At 68.0% G+C, this 21,218-nt stretch carries 18 protein-coding genes and 1 pseudogene; 9 read left to right on the top strand and 10 right to left on the bottom strand.

What is annotated here, in order from left to right:
- Positions 1-265 precede the first annotated feature (265 nt).
- Entirely contained in the window at positions 266-973 is a 708-nt protein-coding gene (locus ACVOME_RS15080) for a YitT family protein (protein WP_053519265.1), read from the bottom strand.
- 158 nt (positions 974-1,131) lie between these two features.
- On the opposite strand from ACVOME_RS15080, the pseudogene ACVOME_RS15075 reads away from it, so the two are divergent.
- Positions 1,132-2,122, top strand: a pseudogene (locus ACVOME_RS15075) (LysR family transcriptional regulator).
- Positions 2,123-2,152: 30 nt separating this feature from the next.
- Here ACVOME_RS15075 and ACVOME_RS15070 read toward each other — a convergent pair.
- The 3 genes from ACVOME_RS15070 to ACVOME_RS15060 all read right to left on the bottom strand — a co-directional run bounded on the left by ACVOME_RS15070 (position 2,153) and on the right by ACVOME_RS15060 (position 5,573).
- Complete coding sequence (locus tag ACVOME_RS15070) at positions 2,153-3,136, bottom strand: aldo/keto reductase (protein ID WP_065175975.1); 984 nt, start codon at positions 3,134-3,136, stop codon at positions 2,153-2,155.
- Between the two features lie 157 nt (positions 3,137-3,293).
- Entirely contained in the window at positions 3,294-4,436 is a 1,143-nt protein-coding gene (locus ACVOME_RS15065; RefSeq protein WP_074900446.1) for a PilT/PilU family type 4a pilus ATPase, read from the bottom strand.
- Positions 4,437-4,562: 126 nt separating this feature from the next.
- Positions 4,563-5,573, bottom strand: a complete 1,011-nt coding sequence (locus ACVOME_RS15060; RefSeq protein ID WP_481505244.1) for a type IV pilus twitching motility protein PilT — start codon at positions 5,571-5,573, stop codon at positions 4,563-4,565.
- A gap of 87 nt (positions 5,574-5,660) precedes the next feature.
- On the opposite strand from ACVOME_RS15060, the gene ACVOME_RS15055 reads away from it, so the two are divergent.
- Positions 5,661-6,338 (top strand): YggS family pyridoxal phosphate-dependent enzyme, encoded by a 678-nt coding sequence (locus ACVOME_RS15055; protein WP_481505243.1) that lies wholly within the window; start codon positions 5,661-5,663, stop codon positions 6,336-6,338.
- Between the two features lie 18 nt (positions 6,339-6,356).
- On the top strand, positions 6,357-7,178 hold the full coding sequence (gene proC / locus ACVOME_RS15050) for a pyrroline-5-carboxylate reductase (protein ID WP_481505242.1): 822 nt from the start codon (positions 6,357-6,359) through the stop codon (positions 7,176-7,178).
- A gap of 60 nt (positions 7,179-7,238) precedes the next feature.
- Here the strand turns inward: proC and ACVOME_RS15045 are convergent, their stop codons facing one another.
- Complete coding sequence (locus ACVOME_RS15045) at positions 7,239-8,114, bottom strand: LysR family transcriptional regulator (RefSeq protein WP_111187135.1); 876 nt, start codon at positions 8,112-8,114, stop codon at positions 7,239-7,241.
- Positions 8,115-8,214: 100 nt separating this feature from the next.
- On the opposite strand from ACVOME_RS15045, the gene ACVOME_RS15040 reads away from it, so the two are divergent.
- Positions 8,215-8,817 (top strand): short chain dehydrogenase, encoded by a 603-nt coding sequence (locus ACVOME_RS15040; RefSeq protein ID WP_180875364.1) that lies wholly within the window; start codon positions 8,215-8,217, stop codon positions 8,815-8,817.
- 41 nt (positions 8,818-8,858) lie between these two features.
- Here ACVOME_RS15040 and soxR read toward each other — a convergent pair whose 3' ends face one another.
- Complete coding sequence (gene soxR, locus ACVOME_RS15035) at positions 8,859-9,293, bottom strand: redox-sensitive transcriptional activator SoxR (RefSeq protein WP_053519250.1); 435 nt, start codon at positions 9,291-9,293, stop codon at positions 8,859-8,861.
- Between the two features lie 81 nt (positions 9,294-9,374).
- Between soxR and ACVOME_RS15030 the strand changes: the two genes are divergently transcribed.
- On the top strand, positions 9,375-10,742 hold the full coding sequence (locus ACVOME_RS15030; RefSeq protein ID WP_461290019.1) for an MFS transporter: 1,368 nt from the start codon (positions 9,375-9,377) through the stop codon (positions 10,740-10,742).
- A 45-nt stretch (positions 10,743-10,787) separates the two neighbouring features.
- On the opposite strand, the gene ACVOME_RS15025 is transcribed toward ACVOME_RS15030, so the two are convergent.
- Positions 10,788-12,812, bottom strand: coding sequence for an esterase/lipase family protein (locus tag ACVOME_RS15025; protein WP_481505241.1), 2,025 nt, complete (start codon positions 12,810-12,812; stop codon positions 10,788-10,790).
- A complete protein-coding gene (locus ACVOME_RS15020) occupies positions 12,812-13,786 on the bottom strand; it encodes an Lnb N-terminal periplasmic domain-containing protein (protein WP_180875390.1) in 975 nt (324 codons plus the stop codon). Before ACVOME_RS15020 ends, ACVOME_RS15025 begins: the two co-directional genes overlap by 1 nt.
- Positions 13,787-13,960: 174 nt before the next feature.
- Here ACVOME_RS15020 and ACVOME_RS15015 point away from each other — a divergent pair, with 174 nt between their 5' ends.
- The 4 genes from ACVOME_RS15015 to ACVOME_RS15000 all read left to right on the top strand — a co-directional run bounded on the left by ACVOME_RS15015 (position 13,961) and on the right by ACVOME_RS15000 (position 17,469).
- Positions 13,961-14,365 (top strand): GFA family protein, encoded by a 405-nt coding sequence (locus tag ACVOME_RS15015; protein WP_053519241.1) that lies wholly within the window; start codon positions 13,961-13,963, stop codon positions 14,363-14,365.
- Positions 14,366-14,732: 367 nt separating this feature from the next.
- Positions 14,733-15,407, top strand: a complete 675-nt coding sequence (locus ACVOME_RS15010; protein ID WP_459062718.1) for a methyltransferase domain-containing protein — start codon at positions 14,733-14,735, stop codon at positions 15,405-15,407.
- Positions 15,408-15,547: 140 nt separating this feature from the next.
- Positions 15,548-16,324 (top strand): DeoR/GlpR family DNA-binding transcription regulator, encoded by a 777-nt coding sequence (locus ACVOME_RS15005; RefSeq protein WP_065175969.1) that lies wholly within the window; start codon positions 15,548-15,550, stop codon positions 16,322-16,324.
- A gap of 11 nt (positions 16,325-16,335) precedes the next feature.
- Positions 16,336-17,469, top strand: coding sequence for an MFS transporter (locus tag ACVOME_RS15000; protein ID WP_481505240.1), 1,134 nt, complete (start codon positions 16,336-16,338; stop codon positions 17,467-17,469).
- 9 nt (positions 17,470-17,478) lie between these two features.
- On the opposite strand, the gene ACVOME_RS14995 is transcribed toward ACVOME_RS15000, so the two are convergent.
- Both ACVOME_RS14995 and ACVOME_RS14990 read right to left on the bottom strand, forming a co-directional pair.
- Positions 17,479-18,984, bottom strand: a complete 1,506-nt coding sequence (locus tag ACVOME_RS14995; protein WP_481505239.1) for a PepSY domain-containing protein — start codon at positions 18,982-18,984, stop codon at positions 17,479-17,481.
- Between the two features lie 11 nt (positions 18,985-18,995).
- Entirely contained in the window at positions 18,996-21,131 is a 2,136-nt protein-coding gene (locus ACVOME_RS14990) for a TonB-dependent receptor (protein WP_481505238.1), read from the bottom strand.
- Positions 21,132-21,218 lie beyond the last annotated feature (87 nt).

The following is a 21,218-nucleotide window of genomic DNA, read 5'->3' as shown; positions in this document are numbered from 1 at the left end:
TCACCCCCCGCCCGGTCCTCCCCCCCCCCCCCCCCCCCCGCGCCCGCCCCCCCCGTCCCTGCCGTTCCCCCACCCCGCCCCCCTTTTTCTCCTTGGGGTGGGGGGCCGCCCCCACCCGCCGGGGGGGGGGGGGGGGGCGCCCCCCCCGCCCCCCCCCCCAACCCCCCCCCCCCCGCCGCCCCCCCCCCCGGGGCGGGGGGGGGGCCCCCCCCCCCCCCGGGGGCGGCCGCGGGGCCCCCCCCCCCGGCGAACGCGGAAGGCGCGCTTACACGCCCATGTAACGGCCGGGCCGGTGGTTGAACATCAGCACCAGGCTGAGCACCACCGCGCCGATCGCCGAATACATCACCTTGGACGGCGAAAGCACGAAGAACGCGGCGATCATCAGACAGGCATCGTAGGACATCTGCACCTTGCCGGCGCTCCAGCCACGGGTGCGCTGCAGGTAGACCGCCAGGATGCCGATGCCGCCCAGGCTGGCACGGTGGCGGATGAAGAACAGGATGCCCAGCCCCGACAGCGCGCCGCCGACGATCGCCGAGTACAGCGGATGGATGTGCGAGAAATCGATCCAGCGCGGCAGCAGATCGGTCAGTACGCCGCAGGCGGTAACCGCGGCAAAGGTCTTCAGGGTGAACTCCCAGCCCATGCGCCGCAGCGCCACCCAGTAGAAGGGCAGATTGACCAGCACGAACACCAGCCCGAAGTTCCAGCCCATGGAGTAGTGCAGCAGGAAGGCCATGCCGGCCATGCCGCCGATCATCAGCCCGCCCTTGGCAAAGATGGCCAGGCCCAGCGAGGCCACCATCGTCGCCAGCACCATGCCCTGCACGTCCTCGGCCACCGAGTGGCGCAGCGCTTTCTCGTCGGCGGTGGTACCGGCGCTGTCCGGGGGCGGAGTCAACGGACCGGCGGTGACCAGGTGGCCGTCAGCGTCGTCGCACGGCGCGGGGCCATGGGAAGGATGGGACATGCGGGTGGGGGGACAGCGGGGGGAGGCGGTATTAGACACGATCCGCATGACAGTTGCAGATGAAATCGTTCAGCTGGATGCGCCGCCCTGCCTGAGGGCTCCCCGGAAAGCATCAGCCTGCGCGGCAGCGGGCAGCGGCGGCGCCGTATCATTCCCGCATGCCGCGCGAAAACCTCAACGACCTGCAGGCCTTTGTCCACGTCGCCCGCGAGGGCAGCTTCACCCGCGCGGCCGCCCAGCTGGGTGTCTCGCAGTCCGCGCTCAGCCACGCCATGCGCGGCCTCGAAGAGCGGCTCGGGGTGCGCCTGCTGACCCGGACCACCCGCAGCGTCTCCACCACCGAGGCTGGCGCCCGCCTGCTCGCCACGCTGGCACCACGCCTGGCCGAGATCGAGCACGAACTGGCCGCGTTGGCCGAGTACCGCGACCGCCCCGCCGGGACCATCCGCATCAACGCCACCGGCCACGCCGCTGAGTATCTGGCGTGGCCGCGGCTGGCCCCCCTGCTGCAGCGCTTCCCCGACCTGAAGATCGAATTGACCACCGACTATGGCCTGGCCGACATCGTCGCCGAGCGCTATGACATCGGCATCCGCCTCGGCGAGCGCCTGGCACGCGACATGATCGCCGTGCCCATCAGCCCCCCGCTGGGGGGGGGGGGGGGGGGGGGGGGCGCGGGGGGGTCCGGGCCCCCCCGGCCCCCCCGCCCCCCCCCCCGCCCCCCCCCCCCCCCGGGGGGGGCGGGGCGGGGGCGGCCCCCGGCCCCCCCCCCCCCCCCCCCCCCCCCCCCCCCCCCCCCACGACCTGGCCAGCCACAACTGCATCACCCTGCGCCTGCCCACCCATGGCGGACTGATGCCATGGGACTTCGGCCAGGATGGCCACGAACTGAGCGTGCGCGTGAGCGGGCAGTGGACCTTCAACACGATGGGCATGACCCGCAGCGCGGCACTGGCCGGCAGCGGGCTGGCCTGGCTGCCGGAAGACCAGGTCCTGCCGATGCTGGACGATGGCCGCCTGCAATCGGTGCTGGACGACTGGTGCCCGCCGTTCGATGGCTACTACGCGTACTACCCCTCGCGCCACCACGTGACCCTGGCGATGCGCACGGTGCTCGATGCCCTGCGCGGGCCGATGATGGACCGATGAGTGCGGGCCCATGGCCCGCACCCACCACGATCAGCCCTTGACCTGCGCCGCACGCTGGGCGTTGTAGCGCTCGCCGACGATCGACACTTCATCCAGCGCCTGCGCGATGCGCTGCCGTTCTTCGCTCGACAGCTGCAGGTCCACCGCTCCCAGGTTCTCTTCCAGGCGATGCACCTTGGTGGTACCCGGAATCGGCACGATCCAGTCCGCCTGCGCCAGCAGCCAGGCCAATGCCACCTGTGCCGGGGTGGCACCGCGGGCGGCGGCAATGGCGCCGATCCGGTCCACCAGCGCCTGGTTCGCCCGGCGCGCTTCGACTTCAAACCGCGGCACGGTGTTGCGGAAGTCGTCGGCCTCGAACGTGGTCTCTGCATTGATCGTACCGGTAAGGAAGCCCCGGCCCAGCGGACTGAATGGTACGAAGCCGATGCCCAGCTCCTGCAGGGTCGGCAGCAGTTCGCGCTCCGGCTCGCGCCACCACAGCGAGTACTCGCTCTGCACCGCAGCCACCGGCTGCACGGCATGTGCGCGGCGCACGGTGGCGGCACTCGCTTCGGAGAGCCCGAAGTGGCCGACCTTGCCTTCGGCAATCAGGTCGCGCACGGTACCGGCGACGTCCTCGATCGGCACGTTGGGATCGACACGGTGCTGGTAGAAAAGATCGATGTGGTCGGTACGCAGGCGCTTGAGGCTGGCTTCGGCCACGGCACGGATGTTCTCCGGGCGGCTGTCCAGCCCGGTATCGGCCTGGGCATTGCGGAAACCGAACTTGGTGGCGATCACCAGCCGGTCCCGATGCGGCGCCAGCGCCCTGCCCAGCAGTGCCTCGTTGGTGTACGGGCCGTACACCTCGGCCGTGTCGAAGAAGGTGACCCCGCGCTCCACGGCTGCGTGCAGCAGCGCGACGCCCTGCTCCAGTTCCACGGGCTTGCCGTAGCTGTGGCTCAGGCCCATGCAGCCCAGGCCGAGGGCGGAAACCTTCAGGCCGCTGCGGCCGAGTTCACGTGTCTGCATTGTCATGCTCCAGAGGGGGAGCGCTGACGATACGCCTGCGGCCTCATCGGATTGAACCGGCTGCGCCGCAGTCGGTCATGACTGGATTTCATGAATCCGGCCGTCCCGGTGATCTTCCGCGGCGCCGGGCGACGCCCGGCTGCCGTCCTCTGCTGCTTCAGCGGATCTCGGAGATTTCCACGCCGTCCAGGCCCTGCGACAGGGTGCGCGCGTCACCGCCCTGGCTCAGCTTGATGCGCAGCCGCACTTCGTTCTGCGAATCGGCATACCGCAGCGCATCCTCGTAGCTGATCTCACCGGCCTGGTACAACTCGAACAGGCTCTGGTCGAAGGTCTTCATGCCCAACTGGACCGATTCCTTCATCACTTCCTTCAGCTTGTGGATCTCGCCGTCGCGGATGTAGTCCTGCACCAGCGGCGTGCCCAGCAGGATCTCCATCGCAACCTTGCGCGAGCGGCCATCGGGGGACGGCACCAGCTGCTGGGCGACTACGCCCTTGAGGTTCAGCGACAGGTCCATCAGCAGCTGGTTGCGACGGTCTTCCGGGAAGAAGTTGATGATGCGGTCCATCGCCTGGTTGGCGTTGTTGGCATGCAGCGTCGCCAGCACCAGGTGGCCGGTCTCGGCGAAGGCGATGGCGTGGTCCATGCCTTCGCGGGTACGCACCTCACCAATCATGATCACGTCCGGCGCCTGGCGCAGCGTGTTCTTCAGCGCGGCCTCCCAGCTGTCGGTATCGATGCCCACTTCGCGCTGGGTGATGATGCAGCCCTCGTGCTTGTGCACGAACTCGATCGGATCCTCGATGGTGATGATGTGGCCGGTGGAATTCTGGTTGCGATAACCGATCATCGCTGCCAGCGACGTCGACTTGCCGGTGCCGGTCGCACCGACGAACAGGATGATGCCGCGCTTGGTCATCGCCAGCGTCTTGATGATCGGCGGCAGGCTCAGTTCTTCCACGGTCGGGATGCGCGTCTCGATGCGACGCAGCACCATGCCCACCTGGTTGCGCTGATAGAAGCAGCTCACGCGGAAACGGCCGACACCGGACAGGCCGATGGCGAAGTTGCATTCGTGGGTCTTCTCGAACTCTTCGCGCTGTGCCGGCGTCATCACGTTCAGCACCAGGTCGCGGCTCTGCTGCGGCGTCAGGGGTGTCTGCGTGATCGGCGCGATCTTGCCATTGACCTTCATCGCCGGCGGCATGCCCGCGGTGATGAACAGGTCCGAGGCGCGCTGGTGCGCCATCAGCTTGAGGAAGGAGGTGAAATCGATGGTGGTGGCGGTGGTGTTCACGGCAGGCTCCCAGGAGGCATGTGCCAGGCTTCAGTCGATGGTCGGAACATCGCGGAGTCGCCGGCGCGGTCGCGCGCCGGGGGCCGCTTCGGCCATGGCTGACACGAAAAGTAGCTTGTGCTTTGCCTAATAGCGGCCCTGGTTGGCGGTGATAACGCGTCGGTTGACCAGGTCCTGCAGGTGCTGGTCGAGCGTCATCATGCCCTGCTGCTGACCGGTCTGGATCGCCGAGTACATCTGCGCCACCTTGTCTTCGCGGATCAGATTGCGGATGGCCGGCGTGCCCACCATGATCTCCCACGCTGCGGTACGGCCGCCGCCCACCTTCTTCAACAGTGCCTGCGAGATCACCGCGCGCAGCGACTCGGACAGCATCGAGCGCACCATCGGCTTCTCGCCGGCCGGGAACACGTCGATGATGCGGTCGATGGTCTTGGCCGCCGAACTGGTGTGCAGGGTGCCGAACACCAGGTGGCCGGTCTCCGCGGCGGTCAGTGCCAGGCGGATGGTTTCCAGGTCGCGCAGTTCGCCGACCAGGATGATGTCCGGGTCTTCTCGCAGTGCCGAGCGCAGTGCCTCGTTGAAGCCATGCGTATCGCGGTGTACTTCGCGCTGGTTGATCAGGCACTTCTGCGAGGTGTGCACGAACTCGATCGGATCCTCGACAGTGAGGATGTGGCCGTATTCGCTCTTGTTGATGTAGTCGATCATCGCGGCCAGCGTGGTCGACTTGCCCGAACCGGTCGGGCCGGTCACCAGGATCAGGCCCTGCGGCTGCTGGATCAGTTCGCGGAAGATCGGCGGGCAGGCCAGATCCTCCAGCGTCAGAACCTCCGACGGAATGGTACGGAACACCGCGCCCGCACCCCGGTTCTGGTTGAACGCATTCACGCGGAAACGTGCCAGCGACGGGATCTCGAACGAGAAGTCCACTTCGAGGAATTCCTCGTAGTCGCGGCGCTGCTTGTCGGACATGATGTCGTACACCAGCGCATGGACCTGCTTGTGGTCCAGTGCCGGGATGTTGATGCGGCGAACGTCGCCGTCCACGCGGATCATCGGCGGCAGGCCTGCGGACAGGTGCAGGTCGGACGCTTTGTTCTTTACGGAAAACGCCAACAGCTCGGCGATATCCATGAGCGGCTACTCCCCAATAACGGCTTCGACTGGAAGGATCTTTCCCCGGGCGGCAGTATAGCCTCCTGATCGATTGGAACGCGTTACGTGGCCACTGCCCTGCCCCAGATCCTGAGTACCCTGCACGCTGCGGCCGAGGCCGCAGGACGTGCGCCGCCGCGCCTGCTGGCGGTCTCCAAGACCCAACCCGCCGAGGCCGTGGCCGCCCTTGCTGCACAGGGCCAGCGCGCCTTCGGCGAAAACTACGTGCAGGAAGCGCTGGCCAAGATGCAGGCGCTGCAGCACCTGGACCTGGAGTGGCACCTGATCGGCCATCTGCAGTCCAACAAGGCCGAAGCGGTGGCCACGCATTTCGACTGGGTGCAGAGCGTGGACCGTCCCAAGCTGGTGACCGCACTGGCCCGCCATCGACCGGCGGCGCGCGGAGCGCTGAACGTGCTGATCCAGGTCAACATCGATGATGAATCGAGCAAGCACGGCTGCGCGCCAGAGGACGTCCAGGCCCTGGCCGAGGCCGTCGCCGCCGAGCCTGGCCTGCGGTTGCGGGGTCTGATGGCGATCCCGGCGCCGTGGCCGGAGGCGGAACGCCGCCGCGACGCATTCGTGCGCATGCGCACACTTTTCCAGACACTGGCCGACCGCTTCCCGCAGGTCGATACCCTTTCGATGGGCATGAGCAGCGACTACACCGAGGCCATCGCCGAAGGCGCCACCCTGGTGCGCATCGGCACCGCCCTGTTCGGCGCCCGTCCGCGGCCGGCCTGACATTCCGAGGAGACTTCCATGGCAGCAGATTCCATCACCTTCATCGGCGGCGGCAACATGGCGCGCAGCCTGATCGCCGGCCTGATCCGCCAGGGCGTGCCTGCCACGCGCATCCACGTGGCCGAGCCGGTCGCCGCCGTGCGCGATGCGCTTGCCAGCGACTTCCGCGTGCATACCCACGACAGCGCCAGCGCGGCCGCCGCGCAGGGCCAGACCTGGCTGCTGGCGGTCAAGCCACAGGTACTGCGCGACGTCTGCCAGTCGCTGCAGCCGCTGGCGCAGGACAACCGACCGCTGGTGGTCTCGATCGCCGCCGGCATCACCAGCACGCAGCTGCAGCGCTGGCTGGGCGGCACGTTGCCGGTGGTGCGCGCGATGCCCAACACGCCCGCGCTGCTCGGTGCCGGCGTCACCGGCCTGTACGCAACACCGGCAGTGGATGCACCGCAGCGGGCCCAGGCCGAGCACCTGCTGGCCAGTGCTGGACGCACGGTATGGATCGACAGCGAGCCGTTGATGGATTCGGTCACCGCTGTCTCCGGCAGCGGTCCGGCCTATGTGTTCCTGCTCGCCGAAGCGATGGAAGCGGCAGGCATCGCCCAGGGTCTGCCCGCCGACGCCGCACGCACGCTGGTGGTGCAGACGCTGCTGGGCGCCTCACGCATGCTCGATGAAGCGGGCGAAAGTCCCGCCGAGCTGCGCCGCCGCGTGACCTCGCCCAACGGCACCACCCAGGCTGCGATCGAAAGCTTCCAGGCCGGCGGCTTCGAGGCACTGGTGGATGCCGCGCTGCGCGCCGCACAGGTGCGCGGCCAGGCACTGTCAGCGGCAAACGACTGATTCCTTGGGGTCAGATCCCTCTGCCGGGGCAAAGGGATCTGACCCCATCTCCCCCGATGCTCATTGCCCCAACGTGGTCATGACGAAGTCGACGAAGCACTGCAGGCGCGGGCGCGGGCGACGGTCCGGCAGATAGATCAGATGCATCGGCCGCGGCGCCGGCAGATGGTCGCGCAGCAGCGGTTTCAGCCGGCCTGCAGCGATCTCCGTGGCCAGCAGCGCCGTCGGTTGCAGAATCAGCCCGGCCCCCGCCACGGCGGCCTCGCGCAGCGCGAAGCCGTCATTGCTGGTGAGCCGCGCCTCCCAGTCCACATGCTCGCCACTGGCCAGCTGCCAACCGTGCCCGCCACGCCACGCCAGGTGGCTCAGACAATCGTGCCCCTGCAGATCCGCGGGCGTCCGCGGCGTGCCTCGACGGCGAAGGTACGACGGCGCTGCGCACAGGCTCATCGCATAGGGAGGCAGCGGACGCGCCACGATGTCCGCCGAGGGCAGCGGACCGACCCGGATCGCCGCGTCGAAGCCGTCTTCGATCAGGTCCACCCGCCGATTGCTCAGATCCAGTTCGATGTTCAGCAGCGGCTGTGCACGCAGCAGTTCGGCCAACCGGGGCGCCAGCACGCAGCTGCCCCAGGTGGTGGGAGCACTGACCCGCAACACACCGCGCGGCTGCAGCTGCAGGCCGGCCACGTCCGCCTCGGCCTGCTGCACCTGTTCCAGCACCTGCCGGCAACCGGCCAGATAGGCGCTACCCGCTTCGGTCAGGCGCTGCCGCCGCGTGTTCCGCTGCAACAGCGCGGTGCCGAGGTGGCTTTCCAGCTGCTGGATGTACTTGCCCACCATCACCGCAGACACCTGCAGGTGCTCGGCGGCAGCGGCGAAACTCCCGCGCTCGGCCACGGCGACGAAGGCCTGCATGCAGCGCAGCATGTCCATTGCTAAGTCCTGATTAGTAATCAGCAAATCATACGCGGCTTACCAAACCGCGTCGTCACGGCGCAGACTGCGCTTCATCTCCCCCAAGCAAGGAACCGTCATGAAGATTCTTCTCGTGGGCGCCACCGGCACGCTCGGCCAGGCCGTCGCGCGCCAGCTCGGCCAGCAGCACCAGATCCTGGACGCAGGGCGCAGCAGCGGCACGCTGCGCGTCGATCTGACCGACGATGCCAGCGTCAACGAACTGTTTACCCGCACCGGCGCGGTCGATGCGGTGATTTCCACAACAGGCAAACTGCATTTTGGTCCCCTGCGTGACATGACGCCCGAACGGTTCAACGTCGGCCTGCAGGACAAGCTGCTCGGTCAGGTACGGCTGGCACTGGCCGCCCAGCATCACCTCACCGCCGGTGGCTCGATCACCCTGACCAGCGGCATCGTCAGTGCCCAGCCGATCCGCGACGGCGTCAATGCAACCTCGGTGAACGCCGCGCTGGAAGGATTCGTGCGCGCAGCGGCCCTGGAGCTGCTGCCCCGCGGGCTGCGCATCAATGTCGTCAGCCCGAATGTGCTGGTCGAATCAATGGATGCCTACGCGCCCTACTTCCCCGGCTTTGAAGCGGTCACCGCCCAGCGCGCGGCACTGGCGTACCAGCGCGCGGTGGAAGGCATCCTGAGCGGTGAAACGATCACCGTCTGGTGATGCATGATCCAGCCTGGCGTGCCCTCCGATGTGCCGGGGCCTCAGCCCCAGCGCATCGGACCGTCACCACGTTCCCCGAGGACATCTTCGGGGTTGGCCAGCCGGCAGCGCTTCAGTGACAGGCAGCCGCAACCGATGCACCCGGTCAGTTCGTCACGCAGCAGCTGCAGCATGTGGATGCGCTCATCCAGCTCGGTCCGCCAGCGTGCGGACAGCGTGGCCCAGTCGGCCTTGGTCGGTGCCCTGCCCTGCGGCAGGCTTTCGAAAGCGCGCGCCACCGCCTCCAGCGGCATGCCCACGCGCTGTGCAACGCGTATCACCGCCAGCCGGCGCAGCACGTCGCGGCTGAAGCGGCGCTGGTTGCCCGAGGTACGCAGGCTGCTGATCAGGCCCTTGCGCTCATAGAAGTGCAGTGCGGATACGGCCACGCCGCTGCGCTGCGAAACCTCACCCACACTCAGTTCCTGCGACACCATTGCTTGACCTCAACTATAGTTCAGGTGTCATGCTGCGGTCTTCGCCGCCGGATGACAAGCGCGGCCTCCCAGACTTTCCGCATGACCCCGACTCCACCTGCTGCCGACGCCGCCCCTCCTGCCGAAACCTCCATCCTCTCCGCGCGCTATCGTGCGACCACCCTCGGCATGGTCGCCCTGGTTTCGCTGCACGCCTTCGAAGCGCTGGCGGTGGCCGCAGCCATGCCCACCGTCGCCGCCGCGCTTGACGGGCTTCGCCTGTACGCGCTGGCCTTCGGCGGAACCCTCGCCACCAGCGTCATCGGCATGACACTCGCTGGCCTCTGGGCCGACCGGCACGGGCCCGCGCGGCCGCTGTGGTGGGGCCTGGCGTGCTTCGTACTGGGCCTGCTGCTGGCCGGCCTGGCCACGCACATGGGGATACTGGTGGCCGGGCGGCTGCTGCAGGGCCTGGGCGCGGGCGCGATCTCGGTCTCGCTGTATGTGATGGTCGGCCGTACCTACCCCGAATCGCTGCGGCCGAAGGTGTTCGCAGCATTCTCCGCTGGCTGGGTGGTGCCGTCGATGATCGGCCCGGCTGCGAGCGGGCTCATCGTGCAGCACCTGGGCTGGCGGTGGGTGTTCCTGGCCGTGCCGCTGCTGGCGCTACCCGCTGCATTGCTGCTGCGACCTGCACTGTCACGCCTGCAGCCCTCGCCTGCGGGCGACAGCGGCAATCGCAGCCGGGTGGTGCGCTGGGCCAGCGGCGCGTCGCTGGCAGCGCTGCTGCTGTATCTCGGCGGGCAGCAGCAAGGGATGGCGGCAGTGCTGTGCATCGCTGTGGCGATGCTTGCGCTGCTGTTCTGCGTGCAGCGGCTGCTGCCTGCCGGCACCTTGCGCCTGCATCGCGGCCTGCCCAGTGTGATCGCCCTGCGCGGCATCGCCGCTGCGGCATTCTTCGCCTGCGAGGCCTACCTGCCACTGCTGCTGCAGCGCGAGCGCGGGCTGTCACCCAGCGGGGCCGGCGCGGTGTTGAGCCTGGGGGCATTGGGCTGGTTCGCCGGGTCGTGGCTGCAGGGCCACCAGCGCAATGGCTGGTCACGCCAGCAGCTGCTGCGCGCGGGAACGCCGCTGATGGCGATCGGTATCGCGGCCACGCTGGCGGTGCTGTTCCGCACGGTACCGCTGCCGGTGGCTCTGATCGGCTGGACGCTGACCGGCTTCGGCATGGGCATGATCTACGCCAGTCTTTCGGTACTGACCCTGTCCCTTTCGGCACCGCACGAACAGGGAGCCAACACCTCGGCGCTGCAGTTGAGCGAGGCGCTGGCGGTCACCACCGCACTGGCCGTCTCCGGCGCGCTGTTTGCCCTGTTCGTGGACGACAGGCCGCACATCGGCTACGTGCTGTGCCTGGCGATCACCCTGGGCCTGGCTCTGCTGTCCACGCTGATTGCACGCCGGGTGTAACGCCACCGGTTGATTCGGCCGGGCGTGGCCCGGCGATCAGTGCAGTCATGGCGTGGCCGCCGCGTCCACGTCATCGATGTCCCGGTGCAGGATGCGGCGCACCTCCAGCACGGCCTGCGGCGATTCCTGCACGCTGTGTCCGGAGATGATGACCTTCTCCGACAGCGCCCCCGGCAGGTGCGCGCTCCAATACGGCACCAGCCCATCGTCGGATTTCTCCAACGGCAGTTCCGGTTTGCGCTGGGCGATGATCGAGTGGTACTTCAGGCCCGCTTCGATCGGCAGCTGTGCGGCCGCCTTCACGAACGGATCGCTGGCCTTGAGGTTGTCGATGCTGTTGGGAATCTTCGGCTTGGCGGTGCCGTCAACCTGCTGCTCGGCCTGCGCCAGCGCCAGGAACACATCCTCGAATTTGCCCAGGATGGTCAGCGGCAGGCGCACCAGGCGGCCGATCAGGCGGCCAACCCTGTTGCCGGCGATGTCGGTGCCCTGATGCGGGGCGGCGATGAAGATCGCCCGTTCCACATTCGGCTGCGCCTTGAAGTGCAGCAGCGGGCCCAGCTTGTTCTGCACCCGCTTCAGTCGTTCACCCTTCAGGTCATAGTTGGCCAGCAGGTCGTTCCACAGCACATCGCCCGAGTCGCTCACCAGCAGGCGGGCCAGCACGCCGCCCATGCTGTGACCGATGTAGACCATGTCCTTCGATGCGCGCGTACTGCCATCCGGGTCGAAATGCTTCAGCGTGTCGTTGAATGCAGTAGCGATCTCATAGCGGTTCAGCGCGATCGGCGCGTTGGTCGGGTAATACACCTGCCACACCTGGAACTGCTGGCGCAGCTCGGGATCGCCCATGATCTCGTTGGCCAGGTTCACCCACGCTTCCGGGCTGCTGGCCAGGCCATGCAGCATGAAGATGATGCGGCGGTTCGGATCCCACGGCTGCATCAGGTAGATGTGCGGCTCACCGATACCCTCGCTCATGCCGAACAGCGTGCGCAGCGATTGCCGGGCGAAGCCACTCTGCGCCAGCCACAGGCCGTAGGCGGCAGTGAAGTTGCCGGCCAGCGGCACCTGCTCGCCGTGCAGGGTGATGCGCTCGGTCGCTTCGGGCGAATAGGCGTCCAGCTCGACCCGGCGGGTACGCATCACGTCCTCCAGCGTGCTGCCCTCGAAGCGCAGCAGCGCGGTGACGTTGATCGAGGACATCTCGCTGAACTCCGGCACCACATCATCATGGCGATGGCGGCGACCACGACGCGCATCGCTGTCGTCGTCCTGCCCGCCGTCCGCCTTCGGGCCATCTGCGGAGACCGCCGGAGCAACCAGCTTCGGCGGGTCCATCACCATCACCAGCTCCGCACCGAAACCGTCGCGTCGATAGGTACTGCGCAGGCCGACGAAGCTGACCGTGCCAGCGGGTACCAGCTGCGCCGGAATGCTCTTCAGGGCCAGCTGCTGGTAGTTGGAGGCCAGCGACCAGCTGCCGACCGTGATCGGCTTCGTATAGTCCTCGCCGGCGAGCGCGGCGGCGCGCGCCCGCACGAACAGAACCACCGCGGCCTTCTCGGCTGCATAGTTGTAGTAGTCGCGCACCTGCGTCTGCCGGTCCTCGAACGCCCGATCGGACGGCGAACGGCCGCTGTAGAACAGGTAGGCGTAGGCATAGCGCGCCGCTTCCAGCCATGCGTCCAGTGCCGCATCGCTCATCGGTGGATCGCCCGCCGCCGTCTTCTTCGGGGTCAGCGCCAGCGCTGCCTTCACCCACAGCTCCGACAACGCGGACAGCCGCTGTTCGACGTTGAGATCGTCGGTCATCAACAGCGTGCTGCGACAGACCACGAAGTCCTTCTCGCACTGCGACTCATCCAGCCCGGCTGCACTCAGCGTTTCCCGGGCCGCGGGGCTGAGCTTGCCGGTGTTGAGCACATCGGCACGCTTGTTGACCAGCGAGTCACTGGATTTCACCTGCTTGACGGTGACCATCGCGCAGCCGCTGCCGGCCAGCAGCATGAAGATCGCCAGCGACGCCGGCAGCACGCGCTGCCAGCGGGAAAGTATGGACATGAGCATCACTGCGGGTCCTGCTCGGTGCCGGGCACGCCCTGGCGGATCACGGTGGAAAAGTTGCCGCCGTCACCCAGGTCCAGCGCGCGCTGGGTGATCCGGCCCTTGGCATGCAGCACTGCGTACGGCACCCCCGGCGTCAATGCCCCGACCTCCTGCGCGTACTCGGCCAGATAGCCGGACAGCAGCAGGCGGTAGTCCAGCGGCAACCGCGGCGCGATATGCCTGGCCAGATCGAAGACGATGGTGGTGCAGTTGCTGGTCAGCGTGTTGTAGAAGCCGGGCTTTGCATCCAGCTCGCGTGCCTGCGCGATGTAGGCAGCGAACAGTTCCTTCAACTGTGCGCGGTCCATGCCATGCAGGCGGTACAGATAGACATCCTCGCCACGCGCGTTGGTACGCGTGCGGATGATGTCGGTCTCTTCGGAGGCCACCAGGGTCATCTCGAACTTGCGGAAGAATCCCCCCAGTGCCGAGAACGATTCCCCGCGTTCCTTGCGGATTTCCAGCGAGAACACGACATGGCGGCCATCGTCGAAGCCGAACGAGATCAGCGTGTGGGCGATCGCCGGCCCCATCCAGTACGAAAGCACCAGGTCGGCCGAACGCAGCTGGTCCAGGTCGTACGTGCGGCGCACCCAGCGCGCGTCATAGTCGGTTTCGCTGCGCCAGGTGAAATCGCGCACGTTGTCCAGCACCACATGCCGCCCATCGAAGGAGACCACGTGCAGGCGTTGCGCTACGTCATCGGCCCAGACGCGATCCTGGCGCGGGGTCAGCAGCATCCACCACCCCAGCGCCAAGGCCAGCGCCACGCCGAAGGCCATGCCGAGCCGTCGCGTGCCATGGCCACGGGCAACCCGCCAGGACGCCCACAGGGCGGACAGCAACCACAGTACCGCCACGGCCGACGCCAGCCAGCCCGGCCCCGGCAGCTGATAGAGCAGCAGGCCAGCCACCCACAGTGCCAGCAGTACCATCACACTTCCTGTCATCCAACGTCCTGCGGCTTTCACTGGCGTCCTGTCGTGGTCCCGGGGGCGCATAGTTAGCCACAAGCGGGTTCGCCCTGGCATCTACGGCCCGTTCAGGCTGCTGGGTGCACCGTCTGCAACGCGGTTTTCCACATACCGTTCCCTCTTCCAGGAGCATCGATGGGCATTACCTCCGTGGCCGGTGTTGCGGTCCAACCCCAGCACAGCGCCCGCTGTCATTGCGGTACGGTCGAACTGCTGCTGGACCTGCCGGACGGCATCGTCGACCCGCGCCGCTGCGACTGTTCGATGTGCCGCCGCCGCGGCGCCATCGCCGCCAGCGTCGCCCTCGCAGGGCTGCAGGTGGTACGAGGGCGGGACCATCTGCGGCTGTACCAGTTCAACACGCATGTGGCCGAGCACTACTTCTGCGATGTGTGCGGCATCTACACCCACCACCGTCGGCGTTCGAACCCCGACCAGTACGGCTACAACGTCGCCTGCCTGGAGGGCATCGATCCCTTCGCGCTGGGCGTGATTCCGGTCAGCGATGGCGTGAACCATCCGGCCGACCGCCCGGCCTAGTGCCGGGTACGGCGTGTCGGCGCGGTGACCTTCTGCCAGGGCGCCATGCCGCTGCGGCCGGCCCGCGCGGGGCGTTTGCGCCAGGGCCGGCGTGGCGCGGGCTCCGCTTGAACGGGGCGCGGCGGAGGCGCGGGCCGGCGTGCAGGCCAGAGATGATCAAGCAGCCACATGGTCGGTCTCCGTGGGGGCGGGGACGATCAAGCGTGGACGCTGGCCTGCATAGCCGGCGTGAGGCATCGACGACGCCACGATGACAGGCGGCGAAGCCCTGCGCGCGCACCACGCCGCAGCCGCATCGCGGACTGGGCGGCACCTCTTGACGCCCGCGCTACAGTGATAATTCCCCTCCTGCTGCAGGTGCCCCCGGATGCCTTCGTTCTCCGATGCCCAGGCTGCGGCCCGCTATCACGAGGGACCGCTGCGGCAGGTACCTGGATTCCTCGGTCTGCAACAGATGGCCCACCTGCTGCTGGCCGAGCACGTGCCCGAGCACGGCCACGTGCTGGTGCTCGGCGCCGGTGGCGGCCTCGAGCTGAAGGCCTTCGCTGACGCCCACCCATACTGGCGCATGCTCGGAGTCGATCCGGCCGGCCCGATGCTGGCGCTGGCCCGCGAAACGCTCGGCACACGGATGAACCACGTGGAGCTGCTGGAGGGCTACATCGAGGATGCCCCGGCCACGATCTTCGATGGCGCCAGCTGCCTGCTGACCCTGCACTTCCTCGATATCGACCAGCGCCGGCATACCCTGCGCGAACTGCGCAGGCGGCTGCGTCCGGGTGCGCCATTGGTGGTGGCCCACCACAGCATCCCGCAGGAGCCGGAGGCGAAGCTGCGCTGGTTGAGGCGCTATGCGGCCTTCGGCGAGGCTTCCGGCATTGCCCGTGCGGATGCACAGCGCGCGATCACCGCCATCGCCGAGCGCCTGCCGCTGCTGTCACCGGAACAGGAGGTGGAGGTGCTGCAGGAGGCAGGCTTCAAGGACATCGAGCTGTTCTACGCCGGATTCACCTTCAAGGGCTGGGTCGCCTACGCGGCCTGATGAACCTACAGAGCCGGCGCTCGCCCGGCCAAGCCCCGCACCTCGCACTTTTCCAGGGCCGTCCGGGAGAAGGGGCTCCCGTGCGTCGACCCGGAATGCACGTTATTGCATGTTCATGCACGAATATGCACACTTATCCCATGAACGCCGATTCCAGCCCCCTCCCCGCCGAACGTACCCGGCAGATCCTCGAGGAACTGCGCCAGCAGGGCCGCGTGATCGCCGCGGAACTGGCGCGTCGTTATGCGGTTTCCGAAGATTCGATCCGCCGCGACCTGCGTGAACTGGCCGCCCAAGGCCTGTGCCAGCGCGTGTACGGCGGCGCCGTGCTGCCGCCGCCGAAGGAGCGCCCGCTGCGCGAGCGCCTGACCCGCGATCGTGGCGACAAGGCCGAACTGGCCGCGCGCGTCTGTGCCCTGCTGCAACCTGGGCAGGTGGTGCTGCTCGATGCCGGTTCGACCAACCTGGCCATCGCCCAGCAGTTGCCGCCCGAACTGGCACTGACGGTGATTACCAACGCGCCGCAGATCGCCACCGCCGCCAGCGTGCATGAAGGCACTTCCGTGCAGCTGATCGGCGGCCGCCTGGCCAGCGGCGGCGGGGCGGTCGGTGCTGAAGCACTGGCCCAGGTGCAGCGCCTGCGCGCCGACGTGTACCTGCCCGGCCCGTGCGCGGTGGACGGCGACACTGGTGTGTGGGCGATGGATGCCGAAGAAGCCACCTTGAAGCGCGCCATGGTGGCCTGCAGCAGCCGCGTCATTGTCGCCGCCACCACCGAAAAACTCGGTGCCCGTGGCCACTGGCAGATCGCCGGCCTCGACGAGATCGACGACCTGGTGCTGACCACATCAGCCCCGCCCGCACTGGCAGCCCGCTTCCTCGCTGCCGGTATTGCGGTGCACCCCACCCCGCCCTGACCGAACCGCCCATGTCCGTTGCCTACCGCGCGCGTGCCGAACAGCACGCGACCCGCGCTGCATTCTTCATTCCCGGTTTCGCCACGGCACTGTGGGCGACGCTGGTACCGTTCGCCAAGGCACGCGCGGACCTCAACGACGCCACGCTCGGCCTGGTGCTGCTCTGCCTGGGTGCCGGTTCGCTGCTGGCGATGCCAGTGGCGGGCGTTCTGGCCGCGCGGCTGGGCTGCCGCCGGGTGATGGTGGCCAGTACGCTGTTGATCTGCCTCACCGTGCCGGGCCTGGCCCTGGCCGGTTCAGCGTGGCTGCTGGGCCTGGTGCTGTTCGTGTTCGGTGCCGCGGTAGGCGCGATGGACTGCACGATGAACGTGCAGGCCGTGGTGGTCGAGCGCGAAGCGCGACGTGTGATGATGTCCGGCTTCCACGCCTTCTTCAGCATCGGCGGCTTCCTGGGCGCGGCAATGATTACCGTGCTGCTGTCCCTGCAGCTGCCACCGCTGGCGTCGGTGCTGATCGGCGTGGCCGCGATGCTGCTGGCGATGCTGCTGTCGGCGTCGTACTGGCACCGCGAGCGCATGCCGCAGGACACGCCGATGCTGGCCATGCCGCACGGCATCGTGCTGTTCATCGGCGTGCTGGCCTTCGTCGCGTTCCTCGGCGAAGGCGCGATGCTGGACTGGAGCGCGGTCTTTCTCAGTGACGTGCGCAGCGTCGATGCGCGCATGGCTGGCATCGGCTATGTGATCTTCACCCTGACCATGACCGTGGCCCGCCTGCTCGGCGATGCACTGGTGGCGCGGGTGGGACGCGAACGCGCCATCGTGTTCGGTGGCCTGCTCGCGGCCAGTGGCGTGCTGGTGCTGACGCTTGTCACGCCCTGGCAGGTCTCACTGGCCGGTTATGTGCTGGTCGGCCTCGGCTGCGCCAACATCGCGCCGGCGCTGTTCTCGCTGGCCGGCCACCAGACCCGCATGCCCGGCGCGCTGGCGATCACCGCCGTGTCCACGCTGGGCTTTGCCGGCATTCTTGCCGGCCCGGCACTCATCGGCTTCGCCGCCAATCATTTCGGCCTGATCGCTGCATTCATCGGTGTGGCCATCGCGCTGCTGCTGGTGGCGGTGTCCACGCGCTGGCTGCGGGTGTAGCGCGCGGCATCAACGGCGCCGACGCCGGACCTTCATCCGCAATCGTCGATAACCGATCACCGTAGCCGTCGCGCACAGCGCGGTGCCGGCGGTGCTCAACAGCAGCAGCACGCCCAGCCGGGCCGTCTCCTGCCGCAGCATTGCCGGCAGGTCCCAGCTGTGCAGGAAGTAGAACAGCCAGCGCCCGACGCGCTCACGATGCCCCAGGGTCAGCAGTGGATCGCCGCTGCCCAGATCGAAGTAGACGCGCGTCGCCTCGGCATCACCGAAGTCCGCCACCGCCACCGGGAAGCGGCGCACCGCCGCGCCGTTCATCGCCTCCGGCGCACGTGGATAGAAATAGGCATCCGCTGCATGCAGCAGCGCGAACCGATGCATCGGCGCGGCAGACATCGCCTGCGCCTTCTGCTGCAGCCATGCCACCGGCAGCAGCTGCATCATCCGAAGATGCCCTTCGCCTGCGGATACGATGCGCGTATCGCCCTGCGCGTCCAGCAACAGCGCGAACAGCTCACCGCCGATGCGCCGCCACTGGATCTCCACCGGCATGAACAGCCCACCATGGGCCGCAGCCAGCAGCGCTGCCGGTTCGCCCAGTGGGCCATTCACTGCCACCGCACCGCCGCGATACTGCGCCGTGTCGATCGCCGCGCGCGCACTGCTGAACACGCCCAGCGGATTCATCGACATCAGCCCGCTGAAGATCCAGGTGAACACGAACGCCGCAGCCGCCAGACCGATCAGATGATGCCAGCGCATCCACGGCTCGACGTACGGCGTCTTCGCACCGGAACGATAGTGGCCAGCGAAGCGCCAGCGCCACACCCCCACCACGATGCCGCTCACCGCCGCCACCGTGCACAGTGCGGACAGCACGATCACCCCCCACGTCCACACCGGGTCCACCGACTGCATGCGCAGGAAGTACAGCCAGTGCAGCCAAGCGCCCACATAGTTCCAGCGCTGCTGCACATGCGGTGCATCCAGCACCACCTCGCCGGTGCGCGAAGACACATAGAGGTCACCCGGCCGCGCACCGCCCACCTCGACCCGGTACAGCGGCCGATGCGCATCCAGCGCACGCGAATGCGTCCAACGGTCCTCATCCACGCGCATCGCACCCACGAATGCCGGGCCGCCGGCAAACTGCGCCGCCGAGGCTTCGGCGCGCTGTGCCGATACCGGCAGCAGGACCTGCCCGGTGCGCGCCGACCAGGCTCCCACGTGGTTGCCACTACGCACCACATAGGCGGGCTCGCCACGCAGCGTGGTCAGCGCCACGCTTTCCGGCTCAGCCTGCACGGCCGCTGGCAACGCCGACAGTCCCAGCAGCCCATGCGCGTCGCCCAGCACCGGCAACGCCGCCAGCCGCTCGCCGGGCGTCAGCTTCGGGTAGCCGACGAACAGCATCACCATGCCGCTGACAAACCACAGCAGCATCAGCAGGCATCCGCCGATGCCCAGCCAACGGTGCACCAGGTAGGTCCAGCGCTTGGCAGTGGATCGCAGCGACATGGCGTTCGTCCTCAGAAGCGATGATCGAGGGTGAACTCGACGCGGCGATCCGCACCCAGCAGCCACTGGGTACTGGTGTAGTACGCCGTGGCGTAGTACGCCTTGTCGAACACGTTGAACACCCGGGCTGTCACCCGCGTGCGCGGTGCCGCCTGCCAGGTCAGCGCCAGATCGGTGGTGCTGTAGCCCGGCAGCTCCACGGTGTTGGCGTTGTCGGCGTAACGCTTGCCGACGTAACGCGCACCGCCGGCCACGGTCCAGTCCGGCAGGAACTGCCAGCTCACCCATACATTGGCCAGCCGCTCTGCCACGTTCGGCGGCACATTGCCATCGCGCGAGACCAGCACAGCCGGCGAACCGGTGGCTTCCAGGAAGTCCTCGAACTCGGCCTTCAGCACCGTCGCGTTGGCATCGAGCGTCCATTGCGGCGCGAAATTCCAGTTCAAGGACGCCTCGATTCCGCGCGAGGTCTGCGCGCCTACCTGCACCCGACGATCCGGCAGCAGCGGATCACGGCTGAGCAGCCCGGTCTTGCGGATCCGGTACGCCGCCAGCGTCCACTCGCCACCGTCGAAGGCCTGCTTCAGGCCGACTTCGACCTGACGCCCCTTGGCCAGGTCGAAGGCACCGTTGGCCGGGCTGATCATCAACAGGCCGCTGACCGGATCGGCCGCCTGCGAATACTGCGCGTACAGGCTCAGCGTCGGCTGCAGCGCGAATACCGTGCCTGCTCGCCAGCCGGTGCTGCTGTAGGTCTTCGAGAATGCCCTCTGGCCGCTGATCAGATCGGTACGATCGATGCGCGCGCGGTCGTGGCGCAGCCCGCCCAGTACCGACCAGCGCTCGCTCAGGGCCAGCCGGTCTTCCACGAACAATGCGTACTGCTCGGCACTGTTGCGGTAGCGCGGCAGGTTCGGCGCATCGCTGGCAAACTGCCCCGGCACCGGATGGAACGGATCGACCGGGCCGGAGCTGCCGGCATAGGTGTTGTTGGTGTGCTTGAAGTGCGCGCGGTTGGCATCCATCCCCAGCGCGAAACTGTTGGCAAGACCGCCCACCTCACCCTGCACGCGCAGCGTCGAGGTCAGCCCGGTCTGGTCCTGGTTATGGGTGATCTGGGTATTGCCGGAACGATCGATCAGCCCGGTGCGCGGGTTGTAGACATAGGCCTCGGCGTTGCGCCAATCGCGCTGGCTGTCGATCTGGTAGAGGCGCGTGCGCCATTCCACCTTCGCATTCGGTGTCCACAGCGCATCAAGCTGGGTCCAGCGGTCGCGGTAGCGGATCTCGCTGTCGTCCACGTTGTAGTTGCGGTGGCGCAGCGCTTCCAGCTGGCGGCCCTCGACCAGCGGCGTGCCGAAGTAGCGCATCGGCTGCTGGTAGCCTTGCGCGTGGGTGAGCGTCAGCTGCAGATCCGCACGCGGCTGCCACAACAACGCACCGGAGAACGTCGCATCGTTGTTGCGGCCACGGTCGACCCAGCCACCGCTGTAGTTGCCACTCACATCCAGCCGGTAGGCCAGCTCGGGGGTCAGCGCGCCACCGCTGCCGAAGCCCAGGCGCGCGGTGTCCTCGCTGCCCACCGTCACGCTGATCTCGTTCTCGACGGTCCCACGCGAAGGCTTCTTCGGCACGATGTTGATCACACCGCCGATCGCACCGTCGCCGTGGATCACCGAGGCCGGCCCGCGCAGCACTTCGATGCGCTCGATGGACCAAGTATCGAACGGGAACGTGATGCCGACGCCCCCGTACTGGCGCAGCCCGTCGTACAGACGCATCACCGACGCCCCATCGGTGAAACCCCGGCTGGACAGTGCGCTGAGGCCATTGCCCGGATGCGGCATCGCGCTGATCGCACCCGCGCGGCTGATCGCATCGTTGAGGTTGGAGTCACCGCGCTGCTCCAGCTGGTCGCGGTCGATCACGGTGAGGGCCGCAGGTGTCTGCAGCACGTTCAGGCCCAGCGCGGAACCTGCGCCGGGGGTGGCCGACAGCGCACCGTGCCGGGTATCGACCACGCGTACGGTGTCCAGGGTGGTCGGGCCCGCCGCTTCGGCACGGGCAGGTGCAACAGGCAGGGCGCAGGCGCACAGCGCCGGCAGCGTCGCCCAACGCAGGGCAACGCGCTTCGGATGTCTTTTCATTTTTTCACGGCATGCAATGCCACCCCGCACTGCGGGGCAGCAGGAAGGAAAGCGCACGCGGTAGCGCCAGGCCATGCCTGGCGGCTT

This window comes from Stenotrophomonas sp. STEN008 (assembly GCF_056760435.1).
Note: the sequence above shows the minus strand (reverse complement) of the source record. Positions and strands in the feature narration are given on the sequence as shown.

Bases quoted from the DNA above. Each gene is read 5' to 3' on its own strand.
- ACVOME_RS15015 (WP_053519241.1), top strand. From the start codon at position 13,961: ATGGGCATTACCTCCGTGGCCGGTGTTGCGGTCCAACCCCAGCACAGC.
- ACVOME_RS15070 (WP_065175975.1), bottom strand. From the start codon at position 3,136: ATGCAGACACGTGAACTCGGCCGCAGCGGCCTGAAGGTTTCCGCCCTC.
- proC (WP_481505242.1), top strand. From the start codon at position 6,357: ATGGCAGCAGATTCCATCACCTTCATCGGCGGCGGCAACATGGCGCGC.
- ACVOME_RS15040 (WP_180875364.1), top strand. From the start codon at position 8,215: ATGAAGATTCTTCTCGTGGGCGCCACCGGCACGCTCGGCCAGGCCGTC.
- ACVOME_RS15020 (WP_180875390.1), bottom strand. From the start codon at position 13,786: ATGGTACTGCTGGCACTGTGGGTGGCTGGCCTGCTGCTCTATCAGCTG.
- ACVOME_RS15010 (WP_459062718.1), top strand. From the start codon at position 14,733: ATGCCTTCGTTCTCCGATGCCCAGGCTGCGGCCCGCTATCACGAGGGA.
- ACVOME_RS15005 (WP_065175969.1), top strand. From the start codon at position 15,548: ATGAACGCCGATTCCAGCCCCCTCCCCGCCGAACGTACCCGGCAGATC.
- ACVOME_RS15080 (WP_053519265.1), bottom strand. From the start codon at position 973: ATGTCCCATCCTTCCCATGGCCCCGCGCCGTGCGACGACGCTGACGGC.
- ACVOME_RS15030 (WP_461290019.1), top strand. From the start codon at position 9,375: ATGACCCCGACTCCACCTGCTGCCGACGCCGCCCCTCCTGCCGAAACC.
- ACVOME_RS15060 (WP_481505244.1), bottom strand. From the start codon at position 5,573: ATGGATATCGCCGAGCTGTTGGCGTTTTCCGTAAAGAACAAAGCGTCC.
- ACVOME_RS14990 (WP_481505238.1), bottom strand. From the start codon at position 21,131: ATGAAAAGACATCCGAAGCGCGTTGCCCTGCGTTGGGCGACGCTGCCG.
- ACVOME_RS14995 (WP_481505239.1), bottom strand. From the start codon at position 18,984: ATGTCGCTGCGATCCACTGCCAAGCGCTGGACCTACCTGGTGCACCGT.
- ACVOME_RS15025 (WP_481505241.1), bottom strand. From the start codon at position 12,812: ATGCTCATGTCCATACTTTCCCGCTGGCAGCGCGTGCTGCCGGCGTCG.
- ACVOME_RS15045 (WP_111187135.1), bottom strand. From the start codon at position 8,114: ATGGACATGCTGCGCTGCATGCAGGCCTTCGTCGCCGTGGCCGAGCGC.
- soxR (WP_053519250.1), bottom strand. From the start codon at position 9,293: ATGGTGTCGCAGGAACTGAGTGTGGGTGAGGTTTCGCAGCGCAGCGGC.
- ACVOME_RS15000 (WP_481505240.1), top strand. From the start codon at position 16,336: ATGTCCGTTGCCTACCGCGCGCGTGCCGAACAGCACGCGACCCGCGCT.